This window comes from Aeromicrobium senzhongii (genome assembly GCF_014334735.1).
Lineage (GTDB): Bacteria > Actinomycetota > Actinomycetes > Propionibacteriales > Nocardioidaceae > Aeromicrobium > Aeromicrobium senzhongii.
Window position 1 is genome coordinate 2,583,968 of the sequence record NZ_CP060587.1, and the last position, 24,647, is coordinate 2,608,614.

The following is a 24,647-nucleotide window of genomic DNA, read 5'->3' on the forward strand; positions in this document are numbered from 1 at the left end:
CCTTGTCAGTCGACGAACCCGAGCAGAATCGCCCAGGGCGGGATCAGGAATCCGATGGTGATGATGCCCGCGACGATCCACGACAGGGGCGTCAGGCGCGATCCCAGCCGGGTGCCGCTGTGGTTGGCACCGAGGGTGGTCAGGGCGCTCCAGACGCCGTGCCACAGGTGGAAGCCGACGGCCAGCATGGCGATCGTGTAGGACAGGGTCACCCACCAGATCTCGAAGCCGTTGACGACCCGCAGGTAGGGGCTGCTGCTCGCGCCGCCGGGGTGGATCTGGTTCCCGGTCAGGTGCAGCAGGTGGTAGATCACGAAGAGGATGATCACGATGCCGCCCCACCGCAGCGTGAAGGTGGCGTAGCTGCGCTGGACGCCCCGCGTGCCGCGCGGCGACTGGTAGCGCTTGCGGCCCGTGTAGCCGGCCGCCTTCTTGTTGCGACGCCACAGCACGATGGCCGCGTACGCATGGCCGACGATCGACGCCAGCAGCACCACGCGGATGATCCACAGGGCGCCCTCGCGCGGCAGGTAGGGCTCGCCCAGCACACGCAGGTGGTGCGAGTAGCTGTCGAACGCCTCCTGGCCCGAGAAGACCTTGAGGTTTCCGTACATGTGAACGAGCAGGTAGCCGACCATGATCAGGCCGGTCACCGCCATCAGGAACTTCAGCGCGACGGTGGACCGCTGAGCGGGCACGCGCGAGATCTGGGAAGTGGCCACGGCGTCAGGTTAGGCGCCTTCGTCGATTCACGCTAAGTCGAAGTAAGCCGTACCGTCATAGACGACGGCTATGCTGGGTGGGTGCAACTACGCCACCTCGCCTACTTCGTCGCCGTCGCCGACGAGCGGAGCTTCACCCGGGCCGCCGACATCCTCGGTGTCTCCCAACCCACCCTGTCCAAGCAGATCCGTGCTCTCGAGAACACGCTGGGCACGCGGCTGCTGGTCCGCGACCGTGCGGGCATCGACCTGACCAGTGCCGGCGAGGCCCTGCTCCCCCATGCCCAGCGCATCCTCATCGAGGCCGACAACGCGACCCGCTCGGTGCACGAGGTGGCCTCGTTGCAGCGCGGACGGGTGCGCATGGGCGCCACGCCGTCGATGGTCGAGGGCCTGCTGGCGCCGGTGCTGCGCCGGTTCCGCGCCGAGCACCCCGCGATCGACCTCGAGGTCCACGAGGCCGGCTCACGCGACCTCACCGCCGAGCTGTCGACCGGACGGATCGACCTGGCCCTGCTGATCGTGCCCCTGGCCTCGCAGATCCCCGACCTCGAGACCGCGGTCGTCTACACCGAGCGGCTCGTGCTGGCCAGCCCCGCCGACGCCGACATGCCCGAGCAGATGGACGTCGCCGACCTGGAGGACCTGCCGCTGGTCATGTTCCGCGAGGGCTACGACCTGCGCGACGTCACGCTGCGCGCCTGCCGCGCCGCCGGCTTCGACCCGAGCCTGTCGGTCGAGGGCGGCGAGATGGGCTCGGTCCTGCGCTTCGTCGAGTCCGGACTGGGCCATGCCGTCGTGCCGGACATCGTCATGGGTACCCGTACAGGGCTGCGCCGCACCCGGCTCGAGAACCCGCCGCTGTCGCGTTCCATCGCCGTGGCGCACCGGCCGCTCGAGACACTGCCCCTGGCCGCGCGCGCCTTCCGCGCCGTGCTGGTCGAGTCCCTCGCGGACTGAGTCAGCCCAGCGGGAACGACGAGGTCGGCACCCAGCCGGTGTCGGGCTCGTCGACGTAGAGGTGGATCGCGTCGACGTCGAACGTGCACCGGAAGTCGACGAGATCCTCCAGCGCCGTGTCCAGCGCCTCGTCGGGCACGTTGTGCGCCACGGTCACGTGCGGGTGGAACGGGAACTCCGGGTCCGGGGCGCCGATCGCCTTGCGCACCCCCTCGGCCAGGGTCTCGATCTGGGCGATCCCCTGACTGACGGCCACGAACACCACCGGCGAGATCGGCCGGAAGGTGCCGGTGCCCAGCAGGCTGACCGTGAAGGGCCGGAAGACCTCGGCCAGCTCGCGCAGGTCCTCGCCGAGGTCGCCCATGCCGGACTCGTCGACGACCAGGGGCGGCGCGAGCGTGATGTGGCTCGGGATCCGGTCGGCCATCTGGTCGCCGAAGGAGCGCCGCTTGTCGCGCAACGCCTGACCGTAGGGCTCGGGAATGGCGATCGACACGCCGACGGTCACGGTCACGGGCGTCCACCCAGCGGCTTGGCGAAGCCGGAGCGGTCGTAGACCAGCTCCAGGGTGGGCGTCGCGACCTCGCGCGCCCGCGCCGCGCCGGCGGCCAGGATGCGGTCCAGCTCACCACGGTCGTCGAGCAGTTCACGGGTGCGGGCGCCGAACTCGCCGACGAGGTCGCCCACGATCTCGGCCAGGTCGACCTTCAGGTGCCCGTACTGCTTGCCCTCGTACTCCTTGACGATGTCGTCGATGGTGCGACCGGTCAGCACCGAGTAGATCGTCAGCAGGTTCGAGACCCCCGGCTTGGCCGACGGGTCGAACCGGATCTCGGTCTCGGAGTCGGTGACGGCGGACTTGATCTTCTTCGCGGCCTGCTTCGGCGTGTCCGTGAGGTCGATGACGCCGGTGTGCACCGGGTTCGAGCCGCTCATCTTGCTCGTCGGCACCTGCAGGTCGTAGATCTTCGCGGTCTCCTTGACGATGTACGCCTCGGGGACGGTGAAGGTCTCGCCGAAGCGGTGGTTGAACCGCTGGGCGAGGTTGCGGGCCAGCTCGACGTGCTGGCGCTGGTCCTCGCCGACCGGGACCTTGTCGGCCTGGTAGATGAGGATGTCGGCGGCCATCAGGATCGGGTACGTGAACAGGCCGACGCTGGCGAAGTCGGTGCCGGCCTTGGCGCTCTTGTCCTTGAACTGCGTCATCCGGCTGGCCTCGCCGAAGCCGGTGACTCCGTTGAGGATCCACGAGAGCTGGGTGTGCTCGGGCACGTGACTCTGCACGAACAGGGCACTGCGCGCGGGGTCGACGCCGGCGGCCAGCATCTGGGCGGCGGCGATGTACGTGCGCTCGGCCAGCTTCGCCGGGTCGTACTCGACGGTGATCGCGTGCAGGTCGGGGATGAAGTAGAACGCCTCGAAGTCGTCCTGCAATGCCACCCAGTTCATGAAGGCGCCGATGTAGTTGCCGAGATGGTACGAATCGGCGGTCGGCTGCGCGCCGGACAACGCTCGGGGGAGGCGTGACATGGGGTCGATTGTGCCAGCCGCACCTGTGAGCGCCAGTGGCCCCTGTGAGTAGGGTGAGCGGCGTGGACGACGTGCGGCGCTGGCAGGTTCCGGGCCGGGTCAACCTGATCGGTGAGCATCTGGACCACAACGGCGGGGCCGCCCTGCCCATCGCGATCGACCGCTCGCTGCTGGTCAAGGCGCGTCGGCGCACCGACGGGACGGTCAACGTCTGGAGCCGCGGCGAGCGTGCCTCCTTCCCCGTCGAGACGAGCCCCGGCGACGTGTCGGACTGGTCCGCCTACGCCGCCGGCGTGGTGTGGGCGCTGCGCGAGGCCGGTGTCACCGTGGCGGGCGCCGACCTCGTCCTCGAGTCGACTCTCCCCGTCGGCGCCGGACTGTCGTCGTCGGCCGCGCTGACGTGCGGTGTCGCGCTCGCGTTGGACGACCTGGCCGGCGCCGGGCGTCCCCGCGAGGAGCTGGCCCGCGTCGCCCAGCGCGCCGAGAACGACTACGTCGGGGTCCCGACCGGGCTGATGGACCAGTACGCCGTCCTGTTCGCGCAGGAGGGCCACGCCGTGCACCTCGACTTCGGCGCGGACCCGCCCACCGCCGAGGCGGTCCCGGCCGACTGGGCCGAGGACGGCCTCGTGCTCACCGTCGTCGACACGGGCGTGCACCACGAGCTGGCCGCCGGCGAGTACGCCGAGCGACGGCGCGAGTGTGACGCGATCGCGAGCGAGCTCGGGTTGGGCGCCCTGGCGTCCATCGGCCTCGACGGCCTGCTGTCGCTGACCGACGAGACCGCCAAGGCGCGGGCCCGCCACATCCTGACCGAGTCCACCCGCGTCCGCGGTGCCGTCACCGCCCTGCGCCGCCGCGACTGGGCGCAGTTCGGCGCGATGCTGACCTCGTCGCACGAGTCCCTGCGCGACGACTTCGCCGTCTCGTCCGAGGAGCTGGACGTCGCGGTCGACGCCGCGTTGGCCGGTGGGGCACTGGGTGCGCGGATGACCGGTGGCGGCTTCGGCGGCAGTGCCATCGCGCTCATGCGCCCCGAGCAGGTCGACGGACTCCGCGCCCGGGTCGAGGCCGCCTTCGCCGACCGCAGCTGGGCCGCGCCCACGGTCTTCACCGTGCGCCCCTCCCCCGCCGCCGCCCTCCTGCCCTGAGCACTCAGGACAGGTCGCGGCGGCGCAGTCCTGCCACGCCCACGACGGTCAGCGCCACGGCGACAGCCGTCTGCACCAGCGCCGGTCCCGCCTCGAAGGACTCGGCCGGCAGGGCCGGGAGGTGCTCGAAGGGCGACAGGCCCGCGATCCATCCGGGCAGGTCGAGCAGGTCTCCCAGGTACGCCTGGATGAACGCCCACATCGGTCCCGCCCACGCCAGCAGCGTCCACCGGGGCAACCACCCGTGCAGGGCCACGACCACCGACGCGAGCAGCAGCATCGCGGGGACGGTCGCCATCACGGCACCCCAGAGTCGCGGGATCATGTCGACCTCGCCGGTGACGAGGGCGTGGAACACCCCGAAGGTCAGCGCGACGACGGCGGCCACCCCCACGACCCCCGCCACCGTGACCGCGATCGCCGACCACGCCCACCGGTCGCGGGAGACGCCCGTCGCCAACACCGTCTGCGCCTGTCCGGCCACCTCGCCGTGGCGCAGCCTCAGGGCCGACGCCACGGCGAACGCCGAGACGAGGACACCCAGGAACGTCACGACGTACGACAGGTAGCCCAGCACCACGTCGTCGGTGCCGCCCAGGATCGAGGCGACCGCCGCGTTGCTCTCGACGAGCTCGCGGACCTCGTTGCCCACGGCGCCGAACACCGCCGCCGTGACCACGAGCCCGGCGGCCCAGGCGGCCATCAGCCCTCGCTGCTCGCGCAGTGCCAGCCCCCACGGCGTCGCGAGCCATGCCCGCGCGCGTGCGGGTCCCGCCCGCTCGGCGACCAGTCCCGCCCCGAAGTCACGGTGTGCGGCCAGCCAGGCCGCCACGAGCAGGGCCACGACCGTCCCGGCGAGCGAGAGCGCCAGGGGCCACCATCTGGCCCCGTCCCCGAACGGCCGCAGCTCGTCCTGCCATCCGAAGGGCGACGTCCAGGTCCACCAGGTCCCGTCCAGCGCGCCGTAGCCGCGCAGCAGGAAGAACGCCAACAGCGCCGCCAGGGCGATGCCTAGGGCACGGCGCGTGCTCGCGGCCACCTGGACGGCGACCGCGGTCAGCGACGTGAAGACGAGCCCGACACCGCCCACGCCGCACCCGAACAGCACCGACGGTCCGGGATCGGCCCCCGACAGGGCCATGATCCCGGCGACGAGCGCCGCCGCCGCGACACAGGCGGCCAGGGAGACCACCACCGTGGACAGCAGGGCCGCGTGCCGTCCCGTGACCGTGCTGCGAACGAGCTCGGCCCGGCCGGACTCCTCCTCGCCACGGGTGTGTCGCACGACGAGGAAGACGGCCATGAGCGCCACCGTCACGCTCGCCACCGAGCCGATCTCGAAGGCGAGGATCCCGCCGATCGTGTCGACGCCGCGCGGCACGCCCCCGAACAGCCGCGAGACCGCGCTGTCCTGGACCGTCGCGGCGTAACCGGCCCGCTCGGCGGGCGTGTCGTAGAGCGCCGCGACGGCCCGGGCCGAGACCCCCGTGAGGACGGTGATGCCGATCAGCCACAGCGGCAGCCGGACCCGGTCGCGACGCAGCACGAGGCGGGTCAGTGGCCCGGTCCCGACGACCGCGTCCGTGGCGTGCGCGCTCACGTCCGTTCCTCGTCCTCGTACTCGCGGAGGAACAGCTCCTCCAGGGTCGGTGGATGGGCCTCCAGCGCGACGAGTCCCCACGCGGAGAGCCGACCCATCACGGCCCCGATCTGCGCACTGTCGACCTCCATCTGGAGTCGTCCCCCGTCCTGGTGGACGTGGTGCACGCCCGGAAGTGCGTCGATCCCGTCGGCCGGGCGAGTCGTCTCGGCACGAACCGTCGTGCGCGTGTGGGTGCGCAGGTCGTCCAACGTGCTGGTCAGCACCGAACGACCCTGCCGGATGATCGTCACCCGGTCGGCCAGCGCCTCCACCTCGGCCATGATGTGGCTCGAGAGCAGGATCGTGGCCCCCTCCGCCCGCAGCTCGTGGACGCAACGCTGGAACTCGGCCTCCTTGAGTGGATCGAGTCCCGCCGTCGGCTCGTCGAACAGGTACAGCTCGGCCGGAGCAGCCAGCGCGGCCACGAGGGCGACCTTCTGGCGGTTGCCCTTCGAGTAGGTCCCGCACCGCCGCGACGGATCGAGACCGAAGCGCTCGATGAGGTCGGACCGCCGGCGCTCGTCCAGTCCGCCCCGCATCCGGCCGAGGACGTCGATCACCTCGCCGCCGGTCAGATTGGCCCACAGACTCACCTCGCCGGGGACGTAGCCCAGGCGGCGGTGCAGCCCGGCGGCGTCCGTCCAGGGGTCGCCACCGAGCAGCCGCACCGTCCCCGCATCGGCGCGCAGCAGTCCCAACAGCACGCGCATCGAGGTCGACTTGCCCGAGCCGTTGGGACCCAGGAAGCCGTGCACCTCCCCGGTCCGGACCACCATGTCGAAACGGTCCAGGGCCTGCACCGTGCCGAACGACTTCGATACCGACTGCAGTTCGATGGCCGTCATGGCCCCACCATCGCACCGCGGAAGGTCACCGCGAGCGAGGTCGCCGTTACGCTGAGCCGGTGACACGGATTGCCTACCAGGGAGAGCCCGGCTCGAACTCCCACCTGGTCATCGACCTCCACCACCCCGACGCCGAGGCGGTTCCCTGCGCCTCGTTCGAGGACGCCTTCGCGGCCGTCAGCTCGGGGCAGTGCGATCTGGCGATGATCCCGATCGACAACTCGCTGGCCGGCCGGGTGGCCGACATCCACCACTTCCTGCCCACCAGTGGGCTGCACATCGTCGGCGAGCACTTCCTGCCGATCAAGTTCGCCCTCATGGGCACCCCGGGAACGACGCTCGAGTCGATCAAGACCGTGCACAGCCACGTGCACGCCCTGGGCCAGTGCCGTCGCATCATCCGCGAGCACGGCTGGACCCCGCTGATCTCGGGTGACACCGCCGGTGCCGCGCGCGAGATCTCCGAGGCCAGCGACATCACGTCCGCCGCGATCGCTCCCCCGTTGGCAGCGGGCATCTACGGCCTCGAGATCCTCGCCAGCGACATCGAGGACGAGGCCCACAACACGACCCGCTTCGTGCTGCTGTCGCGCGACGACGTGCGCGCGCCCGCCGACAACGGCCCGGTCGTCACCAGCTTCATCTTCAACGTGCGCAACCTGCCGGCTGCGCTCTACAAGGCGCTCGGCGGCTTCGCCACCAACGGCATCAACATGACCAAACTCGAGAGCTACATGGTCGGCGGCGAGTTCGCCGCCACGATGTTCCTGGCGGAGGTCGACGGCCACCCCGACGAGCCCGGCCTGGCGCGCGCGCTCGAGGAGCTGCAGTTCTTCACCACCGAGATCAAGGTCCTCGGGGTCTACCCGGCCGATCCGTTCCGGGCCGGAATCCGGTGAGCGTCGGCGCCTGGCCCCTCAACGTCCCCGTCCTCACCGACGGTGTCGTCACGCTGCGCGCCCACACCCCGGCCGATCTGGACCGGATGAACGAGATGGCCAACGACCCCGACATGGCCCGCTGGACCGCGGTCCCCGTGCCGAATCCGCGCAGCGCGACCGAGAAGTACGCGATGGAGCTGGTCCCGCACGGCTGGGACAGCGGCACGTCCCTGTGCTGGGCGATCGAGCACGAGGGTCGCTACGTGGGCAACGTCGACATCCGGGGCAAGGGCGCGCTGGCCGACATCGGCTACGCACTGCACCCGGACGCGCGCGGCCGGTCGTTGGCCGTGGACGCGGCCCGCCTCGCGATCGACCACGCGTTCGTCGAGGCCGGCAAGGAGACCATCGTGTGGCGCGCCCACGTCGGCAACCTGGCCAGCCTGCGCGTGGCCCACACCCTCGGCTTCCGGCTCCACGGCACGCAACCGGACGCGCTGCTCGAGCGGGGCCGGATCCTCGACGCCTGGACCGGGTCGCTGCGGTTCGGGGACGCGCCGGTCCCCCGCACCACCTGGCGCGAGTCGACGCTGACCACCGAGCGGTTGACGTTGCGCCCGCTCGCGACGACCGACGTCCCCCGCATCGTCGAGGCCTGCGCCGACCCGAGCACCCGGCACTTCCTGTCGAGCATGCCGGAGCCCTACCGCGAGTCGGACGCGCTCTGGTACGTCCACGACTCGTGGTGGCAGGCGGCCGTCGGACATCACGAGACCTGGGCGGTCGCGGACACCGACGACCGGCTGCTCGGCACGATCCGCCTGCTGGCGCTCGACGACCCCACCGGCGGACTCGGAGAGATCGGCTACTGGACCCACCCGGACTCGCGTGGTCGGGGCATCATGACCGAGGCCGCGCGCGCCGTCGTGGACTACGCCTTCGATCCGGACGGTCTCGACCGCCGGCGCCTCGCGCTGGTCGCCGCGGAGGGAAACGTCGCCAGCCGCCGGATCGCCGACGCGCTGGGCTTCACGCAGTACGGCACCGAGCACGGCACGGCCCGGCTGGCCGACGGCACGCTGACCGACCATCACCTCTACGAGCGGTTGCGCTGAAGCAGGCGTAGATTCCCCGGGTGAGTTCTGCCTCCTCCCCCACCCGAACCCTCCCGGAGAACCCCTGGCCCGCCCTGTGGGCCATGGTCATCGGCTTCTTCATGATCCTGGTCGACTCGACGATCGTGTCGGTCGCGACCCCGGCCATCCGCGACGACCTCGCGACGGACTACAACTCGGTCATCTGGGTGACCAGCGCGTACCTGTTGGCCTACGCCGTGCCGCTGCTGATCACCGGCCGCCTGGGCGATCGTTTCGGCCCGAAGCGGGTCTACCTCACCGGACTCGTGGTCTTCACGGCCTCGTCCCTGTGGTGCGGCCTGACGGACTCGGTGGAGTCGCTCATCATCGCGCGCGTCGTCCAGGGCTTCGGCGCCTCGATGATGACGCCGCAGACCATGGCGGTCATCACCCGCACGTTCCCCGCGCACAGCCGCGGCCGGGCGATGGCGCTGTGGGGCGCGACCGCCGGCGTGGCGACGCTCGTCGGCCCCGTGCTGGGCGGCGTGCTCGTGGACAACGCGGGCTGGGAGTGGATCTTCATCATCAACGTGCCGGTCGGCCTGGTCGGGTTCGTGCTCGCCTGGCGCCTCGTGCCCCGGCTCGAGACCCACACCCACCGGTTCGACTGGCTCGGCGTCGCCCTGAGCGCGGTGGCGATGTTCCTCATCGTCTTCGGCATCCAGGAGGGTGAGCGGTACGACTGGGGCACCATCTCCGGCTGGCTGTCGGTGCCGCTGCTCATCGCGACCGGCCTGGTCGTGCTGGCGGTCTTCGTGACGTGGCAGGCGCGCAACCGCAGCGAGCCGCTCGTGCCGCTGAGCCTGTTCCGCGACCGCAACTTCTCGGTCTCGAACGTGGCGATCTCGACGGTGTCGTTCTCGGTGACCGCGATGGCGTTCCCGTTCATGCTGTGGACCCAGACCGTGCTGGGCTACGACGCCACCCAGGCGGGCCTGCTGTTCGTCCCCATGGCCCTGGTCACCGCCGCGATGGCGCCGATGGTCGGCAAGATGAGCGACCGGCTGCCCCCGCGGCGGCTCGCCTCCGTCGGCTTCGGCACGTCCGCGATCGCGCTGCTGGGCACGGCCTGGGTCATCGCACCCGACACCCCGCTGTGGCAGCTGCTGGCGCTCAACGCGGTGCTCGGCTTCGGCAACGCGTTCTTGTGGGCGCCGCTGGCCTCCACCGCCACGCGCAACCTGCCCCTGTCGTCGGCCGGTGCGGGATCGGGCGTCTACAACACCACCCGCCAGGTGGGCGCCGTCCTGGGCTCCGCCGCGATCGCCGCGGCCATCGCCGGCCGGCTCGCGGTGCACGTGCCCCAGGCCACCGACGCCGGGCAGGGCGCAGGAGCCGCCGGCGGGAGCCTGCCGGCCCAGCTGGCCGGCCCGTTCTCCGACGCCATGTCCGAGGCCATCATCGTCCCCGCGCTGGCGTTCGTCGTCGGCCTGGTGGTCGTGCAGTTCTTCGCCGCTCCCAGTCACGCAGCTCCCCGTCACGCCGAGCGCTGAACGACGACGGCGGCCGACCCCGAGGGGGTCGGCCGCCGTCGTGGGCGTGACTCAGAAGGCGGCGAGCGCCTCGTTGAAGGTCGTGCTGGGTCGCATGACCTTCGCGGCCTTCTCCGGGTCGGGCTGGTAGTAGCCGCCCAGGTCGACCGGCTGGCCCTGCACCGCGAGCAGCTCGTCGACGATCGTCTGCTCCTCGGCGGCCAGCTTCTCGGCCAGCGGCGCGAACGCCTCGGCCAGCGCGGCGTCGTCACTCTGCTGCGCGAGCTCCTGGGCCCAGTAGAGCGCCAGGTAGAAGTGGCTGCCGCGGTTGTCGATCGTGCCGAGCTTGCGGCCCGGCGACCGGTCGTTCTCGAGGAACGTGGCGGTCGCGCGATCGAGGGCGTCGGCCAGGACCTTCGCCTGGGCGTTGCCCGTCGTCGTGGCGTACTGCTCGAGGCTCGGGACGAGCGCGAAGAACTCACCGAGGGAGTCCCAGCGCAGGTAGTCCTCCTTGAGGAGCTGCTGCACGTGCTTGGGCGCCGAGCCGCCGGCGCCGGTCTCGAACAGGCCACCGCCGTTGATCAGCGGCACGACCGACAGCATCTTGGCGCTGGTGCCGAGCTCGAGGATCGGGAACAGGTCGGTGTTGTAGTCACGCAGCACGTTGCCGGTGACGCTGATCGTGTCCAGGCCCTGACGCAGACGCTCGACCGAGAGCGCGGTGGCCTCGACGGGCGACATGATGCGGATGTCCAGACCCTCGGTGTCGTGGTCGCCCAGGTACTCGTTGACCTTGGCGATCAGGTTGGCGTCGTGGGCGCGGGTCTCGTCGAGCCAGAACACCGCCGGGTCGCCCGAGGCACGGGCGCGGTTGACGGCCAGCTTCACCCAGTCGCGGACGGGGATGTCCTTGGTCTGGCAGGCGCGCCAGATGTCGCCCTGCGCGACCGCGTGCTCGATCAGCACGTCGCCGGCGGAGTTGACCACGCGGACCGTGCCGGTCGCGGGGATCTCGAACGTCTTGTCGTGCGAGCCGTACTCCTCGGCCTTCTGCGCCATGAGGCCCACGTTCGGGACCGAGCCCATCGTGGACGGGTCGAAGGCGCCGTTGGCCTTGCAGTCGTCGATGACGACCTGGTAGACGCCGGCGTACGAGCTGTCGGGGATGACCGCGAGGGTGTCGGCCTCCTGGCCGTCCGGGCCCCACATGTGACCCGACGTGCGGATCATGGCCGGCATCGACGCGTCGACGATGACGTCGCTCGGGACGTGCAGGTTGGTGATGCCCTTGTCGGAGTCGACCATCGCCAGGCTCGGGCCCTCGGCCAGCTCGGCCTCGAAGGAGGCCTTGATGTCGGCGCCGTTCGGCACCGCGTCGAGTCCGGCGAGGATGCCGCCGAGTCCGTCGTTGGGGGTCAGGCCCGCCTCGGCCAGCGCGGCGCCGTACTCGGCGAACGTCTTCGGGAAGAAGGCTCGGACCACGTGGCCGAAGATGATCGGGTCGGAGACCTTCATCATCGTGGCCTTGAGGTGCACCGAGAACAGGACGCCGTCGGCCTTGGCCTGGGCGACCTGGGCGGTCAGGAACTCGCGCAGGGCGGCGACGTTCATGCTCGTCGCGTCGACGATCTCGCCGGCCAGGACCGGGATCGACTCCTTGAGCACGGTCGTGGTGCCGTCGTCGCCCACCAGCTCGACGCGCAGGTCGTCGTCGGCCTCGAGGACCACGGACTTCTCGTTGGCCCGGAAGTCGTCGACACCCATCGTGGCAACCGAGGTCTTGGAGTCGGCCGACCAGGCACCCATGCGGTGCGGGTGGTTCTTGGCGTAGTTCTTGACCGAGGCCGGCGCGCGGCGGTCGGAGTTGCCCTCGCGCAGGACCGGGTTCACGGCCGAGCCCTTGACCTTGTCGTAGCGAGCGCGGATGTCGCGCTCCTCGTCGGTCTGGGGATCCTCGGGGTACTCCGGCATGTCGTAGCCCTGCGCGCGCAGCTCGTCGATCGCCGCCTTGAGCTGCGGGACCGAGGCCGAGACGTTCGGCAGCTTCACGATGTTCGCCTCGGGGCGCTGCGCCAGGTCGCCGAGCTCGGCGAGGGCGTCGGCCGCTCGCTGGCTCTCGGGCAACAGGTCGCTGACGGCCGCGATGAGGCGGCCGGCGAGCGAGATGTCCCGGGTCTCGACCTTGACGCCGGCCTTCGAGGCATACGCCTCGATGATCGGCAGGAAGGAGTAGGTGGCGAGGGCGGGAGCCTCGTCGGTGTGCGTGTAGATGATCGTCGAGTCCGTCACGGCACCAAACTACCGGGTCTGCCGGTCACCGCTCGCCTCGCCCGGGCCCACCGGACCACCCATTGTCGAGTTAGATGGTCCACAATATGAACAACGTCCACAATCGCGGCGCCGCGCCCTAGCGTGACTTCTCGACGCACCACCTGGTGCCCCACACGACAGGAGAACGCCGATGACTCGGCTCACCCGCCCCCGCCCCCTGACCGCTCTCGGACTGCTGCTCTCGGCCGCACTGCTCGCCAGCTGCGCCCCCTCCTCCGGTGACGACTCCGGCGAAGGCACCGAGCTCGACCTCGTCGGCTTCGCCGTGCCCAAGGCCGGCAACAACGCCGCCCAGAAGGCGTTCGGCGCGACCGACGCCGGCGAGGGCGTCACGTGGAAGGAGTCCTACGGCGCCTCGGGCGACCAGAGCCGCGCCGTGGCCGGCGGCCTGCCCGCCGACTACGTCCACTTCTCCGTCACCCCGGACGTCACGCGGCTGGTCGAGAAGGGCCTCGTCGCCGAGGACTGGAACGCCGGCCCCAACCAGGGCATCGTCACCGACTCGGTCGTCGTGCTCGTCGTGCGTGAGGGCAACCCGAAGAAGATCAGCGGCTGGGACGACCTGATCAAGCCGGGCGTCGGCATCGTCACCCCCAACCCCGGCTCCTCCGGTGCCGCCCGCTGGAACGTCCTCGCCGCGTGGCAGCACGTGATCGGCCAGGGCGGCAGCCAGGCCGACGCCGAGAAGTTCCTCGGCAAGCTGTTCGCCAACGTCAAGGCGCTGCCGGGCTCGGGCCGCGACGCGACCACCGCCTTCCAGGGCGGCACGGGCGACGTCCTCATCTCCTACGAGAACGAGGCGATCCTGGCTCGCCAGCTGGGCGAGAAGATCGACTACGTCGTCCCCGACGACACGCTGCTCATCGAGAACCCGGCGGCCGTCACGAAGGACGCCGATCCCGCGGCGAAGAAGTTCCTCGAGTTCGTGCTGACGCCCGAGGGGCAGAAGGAGTACGTCTCCAAGGGCTTCCGCCCGCTGAGCTCGGTCGAGGGCGTCGAGGTCGGCGAGGTCGAGGGCGCGAACGACCCGGCCAACCCGTTCCCCACCCCCGCGAAGCTGTACACGATCGACGGCGACCTCGGCGGCTGGGAGAAGATCAACGCCGAGTACTTCGACGAGGACCAGGGCATCATCACCAAGCTGCTGGCGGAGTCCGGCAAGTCATGACCGTCGACCTGCTCGACACCCCTGCGAGCCCGCCGCGCAAGCGTCGGGCTCGCAGGAGCACCCTGACCCGCTCGTCGGGGCTGGGCCTGGGTGTCGCCCTGGTGTGGTTCAGCCTGCTGGTGCTGATCCCGCTGTGCCTGGTGGTCATCACCGCGGCCGAGGGCGGCTGGTCCACGTTCTCCTCGGTGCTGCAGAACCCGCAGACCGCGGCGGCGCTGCGCCTGACGGTGCTCGAGGCGATGGCCGTCAGCGCCGTCAACGTCGTCATGGGCACCCTGATCGCGTGGGTGCTGGTGCGCGACGACTTCTGGGGCAAGCGCGCCTTGGAGGTCGTCATCGACATCCCCTTCGCGCTGCCCACGATCGTCGCCGGCCTCGTGCTGCTGAGCCTGTACGGCCCCACCAGCCCGCTGGGCATCGACGTGGCCAACACCCGCTGGTCGGTGTTCCTGGCGCTGCTGTTCGTGACGCTGCCGTTCGTGGTGCGCACGGTCGAGCCCGTCCTGATGGAGCTCGACCCGGAGGTCGAGCAGGCCGCCATGTCGCTGGGCGCCAGCCGCGCCACGACGGTGCGGCGCATCATCCTTCCGGCACTGGCCCCCGCGATCACCGCCGGCGCCGCCCTGTCGTTCGCCCGCGGCATCAGCGAGTACGGCTCGCTGGTCCTGCTGTCGGGCAACCTGCCGCTCAAGACCGAGGTCGCCTCGGTGCGCATCCTGACCTACATCGAGAACGGCAACGAGGCCGCCGCCGCCTCCGTCGCGGTGATCATGCTGGTCGTGGCGCTGGTGGCGATCGCCGCCCTCGAGGTCCTCTCCCGGAGGGTGTCGCAACGTGTCTAGTCGACGACTGAACTCCCCCCGCACCACCGGCACCTACGTGCGCCGGGCCCTGGTGATCGGCTACCTCTTCCTGCTGGTCATCTGGCCGCTGAGCCTGGTCGTGCTGCACACGTTCGACGGCGGCCTCGAGAACATGCGTGCCGCGCTGAGCGATCCGAACGTGGTCATCGCGTTGCAGATGACGGTCTACGTGGCCGCCTGGGCCGTCGTGCTCAACACCGTCTTCGGCATCGGCATCTCGCTGCTGCTGGTCCGCGTCGAGTTCCCCGGGCGCCGCCTCCTCTCGGTCCTGGTCGACCTGCCGCTGTCGGTCTCGCCGGTCGTCGTGGGCCTCGCGCTGCTGTTGGCGTACGGCAGCACCGAGGGCCTGTTCGGCCCCGCCCTGAAGGACGCCGGACTCCAGGTGGCGTACGCCCCGCCGGGCATGATCCTGGCGACCGCGTTCATCAGCCTGCCGCTCGTCGTGCGCGAGATCGTGCCGGTGCTGCAGGAGATCGGCACCGACCAGGAGCTCGCCGCCCAGAGCCTGGGCGCCGGCGGCTGGCAGACCTTCTGGCGCATCACCCTGCCGTCGATCCGCTGGGCCGTCGTCTACGGCGTCGTCCTGAGCCTGGCCCGCGCCCTGGGCGAGTTCGGCGCGGTCAAGATCATCTCGGGCAACCTGATCGGCAAGACCCAGACGGCCACGCTCGTCGTCGAGCAGAAGTACCAGGACTTCGAGCAGGGCGCCGCCTACGCGACGAGCTTCCTGCTGGCCCTGATCGCGGTGGCCGCCATCGTCGTCGTCGCGATCCTCCGTCCCTCCCACAGCACCGACCAGGAGAACCCATGAGCATCGAGATCACCGGCGTCACGAAGCGCTTCGGCGACTTCGTCGCGCTCGAGGACGTCGACCTCAAGATCCCGACCGGCCAGCTCACGGCGCTGCTGGGCCCCAGCGGCGGCGGCAAGTCGACCCTGCTGCGCATCGTCGCGGGTCTCGACACGGCCGACGCGGGCACGGTCGTGATCGAGGGCCGCGACACCACCCACATGCCCGCGCAGCAGCGCAACGTCGGCTTCGTCTTCCAGCACTACGCGGCGTTCAAGCACCTCACCGTGGCCCGGAACGTCGCGTTCGGCCTCGAGATCCGCAAGCGTCCCAAGGCAGAGATCAAGGCCAAGGTCGACGAGCTGCTCGAGCTGGTGCACCTGAGCCAGTTCGCCGACCGGCTGCCCTCCCAGCTCTCGGGCGGCCAGCGCCAGCGCATGGCCCTGGCCCGCGCGCTGGCGATCGAGCCCAGCGTCCTGCTGCTCGACGAGCCGTTCGGCGCCCTGGACGCGAAGGTGCGCAAGGAGCTGCGCGACTGGTTGCGCCGACTCCACGACGAGGTGCACGTGACGACGGTGTTCGTCACGCACGACCAGGAGGAGGCGCTCGAGGTGGCCGACTCGATCGTCGTCATCAACGAGGGCCGCGTCGAGCAGGTGGGCTCGCCCGACGACCTGTACGACACGCCCGCCAACGACTTCGTGCTGAGCTTCCTCGGCCCGGTCACGCGGCTCGGCGACCGCACGATCCGGCCGCACGACATCGACGTCTCCCCCCTCGAGACGGCGTCGGTCGTGGACGGCCCGATCACGCGCTGGACGCGGGTCGGCTTCGAGGTGCGCCTCGAGGTCACGCCCACGGACCCGCGGTACCCGGACCCGGTGCAGGTCTCGCTGACCCGTGCCCAGGCCCTGTCGCTGGGGCTCAAGCAGGGCCAGCACGTGTGGCTGGCGCCGTCGGCCGGAGCCGGCCGGTACTGACCGGGCCGGCTCAGCGCACGGGCGCCCATCGCAGGCCGACCAGGAAGACCACGAGGCCCGCCCCGGCCAACGCGGCGCCGACGAGCGCCGGGGCGGCGTAGCCGGCTCCGGCGGCGATGACGAGGCCGCCGAGCCAGGCTCCGAGGCCGTTCGCGATGTTGAGGCTCGCGTGGTTCAGCGCGGCACCGAGCATCTGCGCGTCGCCCGCGGCGGTCATCAGCCGGATCTGCAGGCCCACGGCGATCACGCTGCCCAGCGCCCCGACGAGGAACACGCCCACGAGCGCCGCCACCGCGAGGTGCACGAACTCGTGGAAGACCAGCAGGACGACCACGCTGGCCACGAGGCCGCCCACGATCTGGCGGACGTTGTCCCAGTCGGCGAGGCGACCGGCGGCCCAGGTGCCACTGACGGAGCCCAGCCCGAAGGCCAGCAGGAAGACCGGGATCGTGCCGGCGGGCAGGTCGACGACGTCGGTCACGATCGGCGCGACGTAGCTGTACATCGCGAACACGCCGCCGAAGCCGACGACGCCGGTCAGGAACGCCGCGATGACGGCCGGCTCGCGCAGCGCGAACAACTCGCTGCGGATGGTGGCCTTCGGGTCGCCCGGCACGACCGGCACGAAGGCCACGACCAGCACGGCAGCAGCGGCGGCGATCGCCACCACCATCCAATAGGCGGCCCGCCAGGACACGGCCTGGCCCAGCCACGTGCTCGCGGGGACGCCCACGACGGTGGCCACCGAGAGGCCCATCATCACCATGCTGATCGCCCGGCCTCGACGGCCCGGGGGCACGAGGGAGGCGGCGACGAGCGAGGCCACGCCGAAGTACGCGCCGTGCGGCAGCCCGGCGACGAACCTGGCGAGCAGGACGGGGACGTATCCGCTCGCCAGGGCGGTCAGCGCGTTCCCGAGGGCCAGGCCTGCGACCAGCCACAGCAGCAGCGCGCGCTTGGGCATCCGGGCGCCGAGAGCCACGATCAGCGGCGCGCCCACGACGACGCCCAGCGCGTACGACGAGATGATGTGGCCGGTCGTCGGGATGTCCTCGCCGATGGAGGCGGCCACGTCGGGCAGCAGGCCCATCGTCACGAACTCGGTCGTCCCGATCGCGAAGCCACCCAGCGCCAACGCCAGGATGGCCAGCACCACGTGGCGCGGACGGGTCGTCGGCTCGCTCTCGGTCGTCACCTTCGTTCCAAGTCCTCGACGGTGCCGCGCATTCCGCGACGGCGATGCGAGTCCCGTCACCTCGCGCACCCTCCCCGCCCTTGCGGTCGGGTCACGACCACCCGCAGGATGCGGGCATGACCCGCTTCGTCTTCAACACGGCCGCGACGCTCGACGGCTTCCTGGCCGACCCCGACCACTCGCTGACGTGGTTGTTCGACGTCGCGGGCGGCACGCCGGACGCGCCCGAGCACGCCGACCACTTCGGCACGTTCCTCGAGGGCATCGGGGTCACCGTGCTGGGCTCGTCGACGTACGAGTGGCTGCTGCGCGAGACCGGCGCGCTGCAGGACCCCGCGGCGTGGACCGACGCGATCTCGGGCAAGCCGGCCTTCCTGTTCACCTCGCGCGACCTGCCCGTCCCGGACGGTGCCGACCTGACTGTCGTCTCGGGCGCCGTCGAGGACGAGCTGGAGGCGATCCGCGCCCGCGCGGGCGACCGCGACGTGTGGCTCATGGGCGGTGGCGACCTCGTGGGCCAGTTCGCCGACGCCGGCTCCCTCGACGAGATCCAGGTCAGCGTCGCCCCGGTCACCCTGGGCGCCGGGCAGCCCCTGCTGCCGCGACGACTCGGCGCGGACCGGCTGCGCCTGAGCGGCGTCGAGCAGCGCGGCCAGTTCGCCCATCTGACCTACCGGGTCGGAGCCTGAATCCCGTCCCGAGCCGCGAACGCCCCTGAGCCGTAGCCTGAGCCCGTGACCAGCGTCGCGATCGCCGCCCCCAACGTCGCCGCCGCAGACGCTGCGGAGGCGATCGTGCGCGCGGGCGGGAACGCGATCGACGCCGCGATCACCGCGGCCTTCGTCGCCATGGTCAACGAGGTCGGGCTGGTCTCGCCCAGCGCCGGCGGGTTCCTGACGATCCAGCCTCCCGACGGCTCGGCCCCGGTCACGATCGACGGCTGGATGGACATGCCGGGGCGGACCGCCGCCGGCCACCTCGGCCAGGGCACCTGGGACGTCGAGAGTGTCTACGGCGGCGGTGTCGTCCTCACGATCGGTGCCGGATCCGTCGCGACGCACGGTGCGATCGCGGCGTTCGGCGAGGCGCACCGCCGGTGGGGCCGGCTGCCCTGGGCTGAGTTGCTGGCGCCCGCCATCGACATCGCTCGCAGCGGCTTCCGGCTGAGCGCCGCGTCGCGGTACTACCTCGAGTACGTCCACGAGTCGATCTTCGGCTGGGACGCCGCCAGCCGCGCCGCACTCCACGACGAGCACGGCGCCCTCATCGACACCGACCTCGTCGTCCCCGACCTGGCCGACTCGCTCAGCATGATCGCCCGTCTCGGAGCGGGGGAGCTCTACACCGGCGACCTCGGTCGCGCGATCGCCCAGGACGTGCTCGATCGCGGTGGCATCCTCGGACCCGAGGACCTGGCCGAGTACACGCCGGTCGTGCGGCCGTCGCTCACCGCGCGCATGGAGGGCTGGACGCTCGCCACGAACCCACCGCCCGCCGTCGGCGGTGTCTGTGTCGCCGCGATGCTGCGCCTCATGGCCGGCCACGGCCTGGAGGATCGCGACCACCTGCTGCGCGTCCAGCGGCGGGTGCTGGGCGAGCGGCTGCGGGTCTTCGACCACACGGACGACCTGGAGCGCGACGCCGCCGCGTTCCTGGACCTGGTCGACCGCGACGGTCTCGGGGCCCTCGAGTCCGGGTCCACCGCACACGTCTCGACGACCGACGGCTCCGGCACCGCGTGCGCCGTCACGATCTCGTCGGGCTACGGCTCGGGCATGATCGCGCGCGGCACCGGGATCTGGCTCAACAACTGCCTCGGTGAGCAGGAGCTGAACCCGCGCGGCCTCCACGGCCTCCCGCCGGGCTCGCGCCTGCTGTCGAACATGGCTCCGACGGTCGGCCGCCACGTCGACGGAGGCGTCCTGGCCATCGGGTCACCGGGCGCCGACCGCATCACGACGGCGATCGTCCAGGCCCTCACAGGGCTGGTCGAGGACGGGCTCACGCTGCAGGAGGCGATCGATCACCCCCGGGTTCACCTGCACCGCCCCGGGACCGCGCAGGAGGAGATCAAGGTCGAGGACCCCGACGACCTGACGATGTACTTCGGCGGTGTCTCCGGGACCATGCTCACGGCCGAGGGCACCCTCGTCGCAGCCGCCGATCCCCGCCGCAGCGGCGCCGTGCGCATCGTGTCGTGAGCCGGTCGCCCGCACTACGCTGGATCGGGTGACCGCATCGCTCGTGGACGAGCCCGTCGTCATCGCGCACCGCGGGGTGCCGGGTTCGCGACTCGAGCACACCCGCCCCTCCTACCTGCTGGGGATCGAGCAGGGTGCCGACTACATCGAGCCCGACGTCGTGGCCACTCAGGACGGCGTCCTCGTGGTGCGTCACGAGAACGAGATCGGCGGGACCACCGACGTCGCCGAGCGACCGGAGTTCGCCCACCTGCGCACGACGAAGTTCATCGACGGCGTGCCGCTCACGGGCTGGTTCACCGAGGACTTCACCCTCGAGGAGATCAAGACCCTGCGCACGCGGGAGCGGCTGCCCCAGCTGCGCCCGCAGAACCTGCCCCTGAACGGCCGTGAGCAGATCCTGACGCTCGACGAGGTCATCGACATCGCCGAGACCGAGAACGCGCGCCGCGGCCCGGACGCCGAGCCGGTCGGGGTCTACGTCGAGACCAAGCACCCGACGTACTTCAGCCGGTTGGGCCTGGACCTGAACGACCGGTTGATGGAGGTGCTGGAGCGCCGTGGACTGAACCGGCCGGACGCCAAGGTCGTCATCCAGTCGATGGAGACGGCGAACCTCAAGGCCCTCGCCGACCGCACGCCGCTCCCGCTGGTGCAGCTCATGGAGCGCAAGGGCGGCCCGTACGACCTCGTCGCGGCCTTCGACCCGCGTGACTACGCGGCGCTGACCGCCCCGCAGGAGCTGGCGAAGATCGCCGAGTACGCCCAGGGCATCGGGCCGAACAAGAGCCTGGTCATCGCGCGCGACCGGCACCAGAACCTGCTCGGCGAGACCGACCTCGTCCGCGACGCGCACGCGGCGGGCCTGTTCGTGCACATCTGGACGATGCGCAACGAGAACAACTTCCTGCCCGTCCAGTGGCGCACGAGCGAGAACGTGGCCGACCCCGGCGACGCGACGGCCGAGCTGCTGGCCTTCTACGCCGCCGGGGTCGACGGGGTGTTCTCGGACTTCACACGGACGGCGGTGGCGGCGCGGTCGGCCCATCTGTCGGCGCGGGCGGCGGCGGGTACGGCTGGTTCGTGACGTCCGAGGGCATCAGCAGCCATGCCGCGAGGTAGACCAGCAACGTCGTGCCGACGCCGACCACGACCAACACCACGGTGATGAGCCGGATCAGGTTCGCGTCCACTCCGGTGTACTGCGCCAGCCCGCCACAGACGCCGCCGACCCACTTGTCGGTCGAGCTCCGGGTGAGCCGCTTGGGCGCGGGGGTGGGTGGGGTCATGGCTTCCTCCTGAGGGTCAGTGCGATGCCGGCGACGCCGGCGATGATGAGAGCCACGGGACCGGCGATCGCCAGGTCGTCGACGCTCACCACGTCGTAGGTCAGCGCGGCCCAGCCGGCCACGACGAGGGCGAACAGGACGCCGAAGACGAGCGCGTCCCAGCGCAGCGGATGGGTGTTCATCGTCGCACCACCGTGATCTCGCCCGCCGTTCCACGAATCTCGATGACCAGGGCCCCGAGGGCGTCGGAGGGCCGGTCGAGACGGGGGTTGCGACCTTGGCGGACCTCGTCGAAGACGTCGATCTCGCCGCCTGCGGTCAACGATGCCTCCACGGCGACGTCCAGGTCACGGGGCACGACCACGGTGGTCTCCCCCATGCCGTGGTCGACCTCGAGCCGACGACCGGCGAGTGCGGCGGGATCCTGCACCGCGGTGAGGTCGACACTCACCTCGCCGAAGCCCAGCTCGACCTGTTCGGGAACCGCGGCGGCCGTAGTCGGACGCAGGTCGACGTCACCGGCGCTGAAGTTCGGCACGAAGGATGCCGCGGCGAGGACCGGCAGGATCAGCAGACCGACGAGGACCAGGGCGCCCGGGTGCCCGATACGGGTCCCGACGAAGAGGCCGACCGCGACGATCGCCAGGGCGACCGCCGGATAGACGGCGACGTCCACGGGCTCCTGGATGACGGACCACAGTCCCAGCGCGCCCATCGCCGCGACGATGGCGGACAGGGTGACCAGCAGCAGGGCCGGCGACCACTTCTCCCGCGGGGGACGGGGTGGCACCACGCTCGTCGGCGGTCCCGGTGGCGCGCTGGAGGGCGGCCCGGACTCGCCCATGACGGCGGTCGCCTCCTCGTCCGTGGCGATGGGTGAGGTCATGTCGTTCTCTCCTGCGGGGGTCGAGGGAAACGCGGCGCCGGAGGGCGGCGCGGCGGACGGACGGGTGGGCTCGGTGGCGGCCTCCGGCCGGTACGGCGGGGGCGGCACGACGGGCGCGGCTGCCGAGCGCTGCCTGGGCCGTACCGCGACGAACCAGTAGACGGCCGCGACGGGCACGGCGATCCAGAACAGCACCCACAACCAGCCGACCCACATCCACGGGCTGCCCCAGGCCTGGTTGCCGAGGACCGCGGCGACCGCCAGGACACCGGCGATGACCAGACCCACCGTCCGCACGTGGGAGTCCGACTGGAGGTCGAACGCGTCGCCCAGCGCGCTGCGCTGGGCCCCCTCGCGCGGGATCAGCAACCAGCCGGCCAGGTAGAGCAGCGGTCCGGAGAAGCCGATCAGGGTCAACACGACGAAGGCGATGCGCACGATGACGGGATCGATGTCGAAGGTGCGCGCGAGGCCGCTCGCGACACCGGCGATCATCTTCTCGTCGTTCGAGCGGCGCAGGCCCTCGAGTGACGAGGTGGAAGGGGGACTTGTCATGACTCCAGCCTCTCGCGCACCACGGCCCCGACGCCATCAGGTGAACCCCTGGTCCTCCCCCGAGACGGGCTCGGCCCGGACCGGGGTCGAACCTCATGGCGCTCGTGCGCGCCCGCGTGTGAGGCTGGAGCCATGACGACCGCCGCGCACGACGCTCCGGGCCGTTCCGGCCAGGGCGGCTACCGGCGTGCCTACCGGCCGGCCGACCGTCGCATCGTCGCCGGAGTCAGCGCCGGCCTCGCGGAGCACCTGCGCCTGCCCGTCGTGTGGGTGCGCGTCGGGTTCGTCGTCGCCACCGTCATCCACGGTGCCGGCCTCATCGCCTACCTGCTGCTGTGGTGGTTCCTGCCGTTGCAGGCGCCGACCGACTCCCCCGGGCTGGCCTCGGCCCGGCGGCGCGGCCTGCGCCCGGGCAGTCGCGGCCCGTCACGCCTCGAGATCGTCCAGAGCGCCGCGATCGGCGCGATCGGCCTGGGCGTCCTGGGCCTCATGGCACTCGCGGGAGGGTGGCTCCAGGGCTGGATGCTGCCCCTGCTGCTGTTCGTCACCGGCATCGCCGTCGTGTGGCGGATGTTCGACGACGCGACCTGGAACGCCTGGCTCCGCCAGACCGAGGGGCCCGCCTACGTCATGCGCCTGCTGGTCGGCGTGACCCTCATCGGCCTCGGCGCCGTCTACGTCCTCACGGTGAATCGCGGCTGGTCGGCCGCCGTCGACTTCGGGTCTGCCCTGGTGATCGCCGTCGCCGGCATCGGCCTGATCCTCGGACCCTGGATCCTGGGGCTGTGGACCGACCTCGGTCGTGAGCGGCTCGAGCGCATCCGGTCCCAGGAGCGTGCCGACGTCGCGGCCCACCTGCACGACTCCGTCCTGCAGACGCTCGCCCTGCTGCAGAAGAACGCCGACGACCCGGCCGCCGTGGCCACCCTGGCCCGGCGCCAGGAGCGCGAGCTGCGCGACTGGTTGTACGGCCGCCAGGGCGAGGTCACGACGTTCGCGGCGGCCCTGCGCGAGATGGCCGGTGAGACCGAGGCCAACCACCGCATCGTGGTGGAGGTCGTCACGGTCGGCGACGCGGTGCTGGACGACGCCGTTCGCGCCCTGCTGGCCGCCACCGGCGAGGCCGTGGTGAACGCCGCCAAGCACTCCGGGGCCGAGCGCGTCGACGTCTACGCCGAGCGGGTCCCCGCCGGCGAGGGTGCCCGGCTCGAGGTCTTCGTGCGCGACCGCGGCACGGGGTTCGACCCCGATACGATCCCCGAGGACCGTCTGGGCATCCGAAACTCGATCATCGGCCGCGCCGAGCGCCACGGCGGCACGGCTCGCGTCCGCAGCACGCCGGACGGGGGCACCGAGGTGGCGCTGACCATGCCCGTGTCGGGCGACAAGGAGACCTCATGACCGTCCTGTCCGTCCTGGTGGTCGACGACCACGCGATGTTCCGCACGGGCGTGCGGGCCGAGCTCGAGCGGCTCGGCAGCGGCCGGGTCGAGGTCGTGGGTGAGGCCGAGGACGTCGACACCGCCGTCGAGGCCATCGCCGCGCTGCGGCCCGACGTCGTCCTGCTCGACGTCCACCTGCCCGGGGGCGGCGGCACCGAGATCCTGCGGCGCGCCGGTGCGGGCAGCACCTTCCTGGCGCTCTCGGTCAGCGACGCCGCCGAGGACGTCATCGGGGTCATCCGCGCCGGCGCGCGCGGCTACGTCACGAAGAACATCTCCGCCGACGAGCTGCTCGACGCGATCGACCGCGTGGCCGGTGGCGACGCCGTCTTCAGCCCTCGGCTGGCCGGCTTCGTGCTCGACGCCTTCGCCGGGACCATCGAGATCGCCCAGGTCGACGAGGACCTCGACCGCCTCACCGACCGCGAGCGCGAGGTCATGCGGCTCATCGCCCGCGGCTACGCCTACAAGGAGGTGGCGAAGGAGCTGTTCATCTCGGTCAAGACCGTCGAGACCCACGTCTCGAGCGTCCTGCGCAAGCTGCAGCTCTCGAGCCGCCACGAGCTGACCCGCTGGGCGAGCGACCGACGACTGATCTGAGCGAACCG

At 71.4% G+C, this 24,647-nt stretch carries 24 protein-coding genes; 14 read left to right on the forward strand and 10 right to left on the reverse strand.

The window, feature by feature from the left end; translation table 11 throughout:
• Positions 1-5 precede the first annotated feature (5 nt).
• Positions 6-722, reverse strand: a complete 717-nt coding sequence (locus H9L21_RS12755; protein WP_187411539.1) for a succinate dehydrogenase cytochrome b subunit — start codon at positions 720-722, stop codon at positions 6-8.
• Positions 723-803: 81 nt separating this feature from the next.
• On the opposite strand from H9L21_RS12755, the gene H9L21_RS12760 reads away from it, so the two are divergent.
• The gene (locus H9L21_RS12760) at positions 804-1,682 is read left to right on the forward strand and encodes a LysR family transcriptional regulator (protein ID WP_187411540.1); all 879 of its coding nucleotides are present in this window, start codon (positions 804-806) and stop codon (positions 1,680-1,682) included.
• 1 nt (position 1,683) lies between these two features.
• Here H9L21_RS12760 and H9L21_RS12765 read toward each other — a convergent pair whose 3' ends face one another.
• Complete coding sequence (locus tag H9L21_RS12765; protein WP_255467053.1) at positions 1,684-2,196, reverse strand: 2'-5' RNA ligase family protein; 513 nt, start codon at positions 2,194-2,196, stop codon at positions 1,684-1,686.
• The gene (trpS, locus tag H9L21_RS12770; protein ID WP_154596584.1) at positions 2,193-3,212 is read right to left on the reverse strand and encodes a tryptophan--tRNA ligase; all 1,020 of its coding nucleotides are present in this window, start codon (positions 3,210-3,212) and stop codon (positions 2,193-2,195) included. The genes H9L21_RS12765 and trpS overlap by 4 nt, the downstream gene beginning before the upstream one ends.
• 62 nt (positions 3,213-3,274) lie before the next feature.
• Between trpS and galK the strand changes: the two genes are divergently transcribed.
• Complete coding sequence (gene galK / locus H9L21_RS12775; protein ID WP_154596583.1) at positions 3,275-4,363, forward strand: galactokinase; 1,089 nt, start codon at positions 3,275-3,277, stop codon at positions 4,361-4,363.
• Between the two features lie 4 nt (positions 4,364-4,367).
• On the opposite strand, the gene H9L21_RS12780 is transcribed toward galK, so the two are convergent.
• Positions 4,368-5,963: an ABC transporter permease gene (locus H9L21_RS12780; protein ID WP_154596582.1), complete on the reverse strand. Its 1,596-nt coding sequence runs from the start codon at positions 5,961-5,963 to the stop codon at positions 4,368-4,370.
• Complete coding sequence (locus H9L21_RS12785; RefSeq protein ID WP_154596581.1) at positions 5,960-6,850, reverse strand: ABC transporter ATP-binding protein; 891 nt, start codon at positions 6,848-6,850, stop codon at positions 5,960-5,962. The genes H9L21_RS12780 and H9L21_RS12785 overlap by 4 nt, the downstream gene beginning before the upstream one ends.
• A 59-nt stretch (positions 6,851-6,909) precedes the next feature.
• Here H9L21_RS12785 and H9L21_RS12790 point away from each other — a divergent pair, with 59 nt between their 5' ends.
• From H9L21_RS12790 to H9L21_RS12800, 3 genes are read left to right on the forward strand one after another with little or no spacing between them, the layout of a single operon-like run.
• On the forward strand, positions 6,910-7,749 hold the full coding sequence (locus H9L21_RS12790) for a prephenate dehydratase (protein ID WP_187411541.1): 840 nt from the start codon (positions 6,910-6,912) through the stop codon (positions 7,747-7,749).
• Positions 7,746-8,846, forward strand: a complete 1,101-nt coding sequence (locus H9L21_RS12795) for a GNAT family N-acetyltransferase (protein WP_154596580.1) — start codon at positions 7,746-7,748, stop codon at positions 8,844-8,846. Before H9L21_RS12790 ends, H9L21_RS12795 begins: the two co-directional genes overlap by 4 nt.
• 20 nt (positions 8,847-8,866) lie before the next feature.
• Complete coding sequence (locus H9L21_RS12800) at positions 8,867-10,360, forward strand: DHA2 family efflux MFS transporter permease subunit (RefSeq protein WP_309221724.1); 1,494 nt, start codon at positions 8,867-8,869, stop codon at positions 10,358-10,360.
• Between the two features lie 51 nt (positions 10,361-10,411).
• Here the strand turns inward: H9L21_RS12800 and H9L21_RS12805 are convergent, their stop codons facing one another.
• Complete coding sequence (locus tag H9L21_RS12805; RefSeq protein ID WP_187411542.1) at positions 10,412-12,628, reverse strand: NADP-dependent isocitrate dehydrogenase; 2,217 nt, start codon at positions 12,626-12,628, stop codon at positions 10,412-10,414.
• Between the two features lie 172 nt (positions 12,629-12,800).
• Here H9L21_RS12805 and H9L21_RS12810 point away from each other — a divergent pair, with 172 nt between their 5' ends.
• Genes H9L21_RS12810 through H9L21_RS12825 form a run of 4 tightly spaced genes read left to right on the forward strand, consistent with a single transcriptional unit; the run spans position 12,801 to position 16,471 of the window.
• A complete protein-coding gene (locus H9L21_RS12810; protein WP_154596579.1) occupies positions 12,801-13,838 on the forward strand; it encodes a sulfate ABC transporter substrate-binding protein in 1,038 nt (345 codons plus the stop codon).
• Positions 13,835-14,680, forward strand: coding sequence for a sulfate ABC transporter permease subunit CysT (cysT, locus tag H9L21_RS12815; protein ID WP_154596578.1), 846 nt, complete (start codon positions 13,835-13,837; stop codon positions 14,678-14,680). The genes H9L21_RS12810 and cysT overlap by 4 nt, the downstream gene beginning before the upstream one ends.
• A complete protein-coding gene (locus H9L21_RS12820; RefSeq protein WP_187411543.1) occupies positions 14,673-15,512 on the forward strand; it encodes a sulfate ABC transporter permease in 840 nt (279 codons plus the stop codon). The genes cysT and H9L21_RS12820 overlap by 8 nt, the downstream gene beginning before the upstream one ends.
• Positions 15,509-16,471, forward strand: a complete 963-nt coding sequence (locus H9L21_RS12825; protein ID WP_154596577.1) for a sulfate/molybdate ABC transporter ATP-binding protein — start codon at positions 15,509-15,511, stop codon at positions 16,469-16,471. Before H9L21_RS12820 ends, H9L21_RS12825 begins: the two co-directional genes overlap by 4 nt.
• A gap of 10 nt (positions 16,472-16,481) precedes the next feature.
• Here the strand turns inward: H9L21_RS12825 and H9L21_RS12830 are convergent, their stop codons facing one another.
• Positions 16,482-17,666: an MFS transporter gene (locus tag H9L21_RS12830; protein ID WP_255467054.1), complete on the reverse strand. Its 1,185-nt coding sequence runs from the start codon at positions 17,664-17,666 to the stop codon at positions 16,482-16,484.
• Between the two features lie 116 nt (positions 17,667-17,782).
• Here H9L21_RS12830 and H9L21_RS12835 point away from each other — a divergent pair, with 116 nt between their 5' ends.
• From H9L21_RS12835 to H9L21_RS12845, 3 genes are read left to right on the forward strand one after another with little or no spacing between them, the layout of a single operon-like run.
• On the forward strand, positions 17,783-18,355 hold the full coding sequence (locus H9L21_RS12835; RefSeq protein WP_154596576.1) for a dihydrofolate reductase family protein: 573 nt from the start codon (positions 17,783-17,785) through the stop codon (positions 18,353-18,355).
• A gap of 45 nt (positions 18,356-18,400) precedes the next feature.
• Positions 18,401-19,867, forward strand: a complete 1,467-nt coding sequence (locus tag H9L21_RS12840) for a gamma-glutamyltransferase (protein ID WP_187411544.1) — start codon at positions 18,401-18,403, stop codon at positions 19,865-19,867.
• 28 nt (positions 19,868-19,895) lie between these two features.
• Positions 19,896-20,954: a glycerophosphodiester phosphodiesterase gene (locus tag H9L21_RS12845; RefSeq protein ID WP_255467056.1), complete on the forward strand. Its 1,059-nt coding sequence runs from the start codon at positions 19,896-19,898 to the stop codon at positions 20,952-20,954.
• On the opposite strand, the gene H9L21_RS12850 is transcribed toward H9L21_RS12845, so the two are convergent.
• Genes H9L21_RS12850 through H9L21_RS12860 form a run of 3 tightly spaced genes read right to left on the reverse strand, consistent with a single transcriptional unit; the run spans position 20,881 to position 22,597 of the window.
• Positions 20,881-21,156 (reverse strand): PspC domain-containing protein, encoded by a 276-nt coding sequence (locus tag H9L21_RS12850; protein WP_154596575.1) that lies wholly within the window; start codon positions 21,154-21,156, stop codon positions 20,881-20,883. The two genes, H9L21_RS12845 and H9L21_RS12850, sit on opposite strands and share 74 nt — an antisense overlap.
• Entirely contained in the window at positions 21,153-21,338 is a 186-nt protein-coding gene (locus H9L21_RS12855) for a hypothetical protein (RefSeq protein WP_154596574.1), read from the reverse strand. The genes H9L21_RS12850 and H9L21_RS12855 overlap by 4 nt, the downstream gene beginning before the upstream one ends.
• A complete protein-coding gene (locus H9L21_RS12860; protein WP_154596573.1) occupies positions 21,335-22,597 on the reverse strand; it encodes a PspC domain-containing protein in 1,263 nt (420 codons plus the stop codon). Before H9L21_RS12860 ends, H9L21_RS12855 begins: the two co-directional genes overlap by 4 nt.
• Before the next feature lie 132 nt (positions 22,598-22,729).
• On the opposite strand from H9L21_RS12860, the gene H9L21_RS12865 reads away from it, so the two are divergent.
• Entirely contained in the window at positions 22,730-23,998 is a 1,269-nt protein-coding gene (locus tag H9L21_RS12865; RefSeq protein WP_154596572.1) for an ATP-binding protein, read from the forward strand.
• Positions 23,995-24,639 (forward strand): LuxR C-terminal-related transcriptional regulator, encoded by a 645-nt coding sequence (locus H9L21_RS12870; protein WP_154596571.1) that lies wholly within the window; start codon positions 23,995-23,997, stop codon positions 24,637-24,639. Before H9L21_RS12865 ends, H9L21_RS12870 begins: the two co-directional genes overlap by 4 nt.
• Positions 24,640-24,647: the final 8 nt, after the last annotated feature.

Excerpts from the sequence above, each read along its gene's own strand:
- H9L21_RS12855 (WP_154596574.1), bottom strand. The coding sequence starts at position 21,338 with ATGAACACCCATCCGCTGCGCTGGGACGCGCTCGTCTTCGGCGTCCTG.
- H9L21_RS12835 (WP_154596576.1), top strand. The coding sequence starts at position 17,783 with ATGACCCGCTTCGTCTTCAACACGGCCGCGACGCTCGACGGCTTCCTG.
- H9L21_RS12870 (WP_154596571.1), top strand. The coding sequence starts at position 23,995 with ATGACCGTCCTGTCCGTCCTGGTGGTCGACGACCACGCGATGTTCCGC.
- H9L21_RS12810 (WP_154596579.1), top strand. The coding sequence starts at position 12,801 with ATGACTCGGCTCACCCGCCCCCGCCCCCTGACCGCTCTCGGACTGCTG.
- H9L21_RS12865 (WP_154596572.1), top strand. The coding sequence starts at position 22,730 with ATGACGACCGCCGCGCACGACGCTCCGGGCCGTTCCGGCCAGGGCGGC.
- H9L21_RS12825 (WP_154596577.1), top strand. The coding sequence starts at position 15,509 with ATGAGCATCGAGATCACCGGCGTCACGAAGCGCTTCGGCGACTTCGTC.
- trpS (WP_154596584.1), bottom strand. The coding sequence starts at position 3,212 with ATGTCACGCCTCCCCCGAGCGTTGTCCGGCGCGCAGCCGACCGCCGAT.
- H9L21_RS12850 (WP_154596575.1), bottom strand. The coding sequence starts at position 21,156 with ATGACCCCACCCACCCCCGCGCCCAAGCGGCTCACCCGGAGCTCGACC.
- H9L21_RS12785 (WP_154596581.1), bottom strand. The coding sequence starts at position 6,850 with ATGACGGCCATCGAACTGCAGTCGGTATCGAAGTCGTTCGGCACGGTG.
- cysT (WP_154596578.1), top strand. The coding sequence starts at position 13,835 with ATGACCGTCGACCTGCTCGACACCCCTGCGAGCCCGCCGCGCAAGCGT.
- H9L21_RS12860 (WP_154596573.1), bottom strand. The coding sequence starts at position 22,597 with ATGACAAGTCCCCCTTCCACCTCGTCACTCGAGGGCCTGCGCCGCTCG.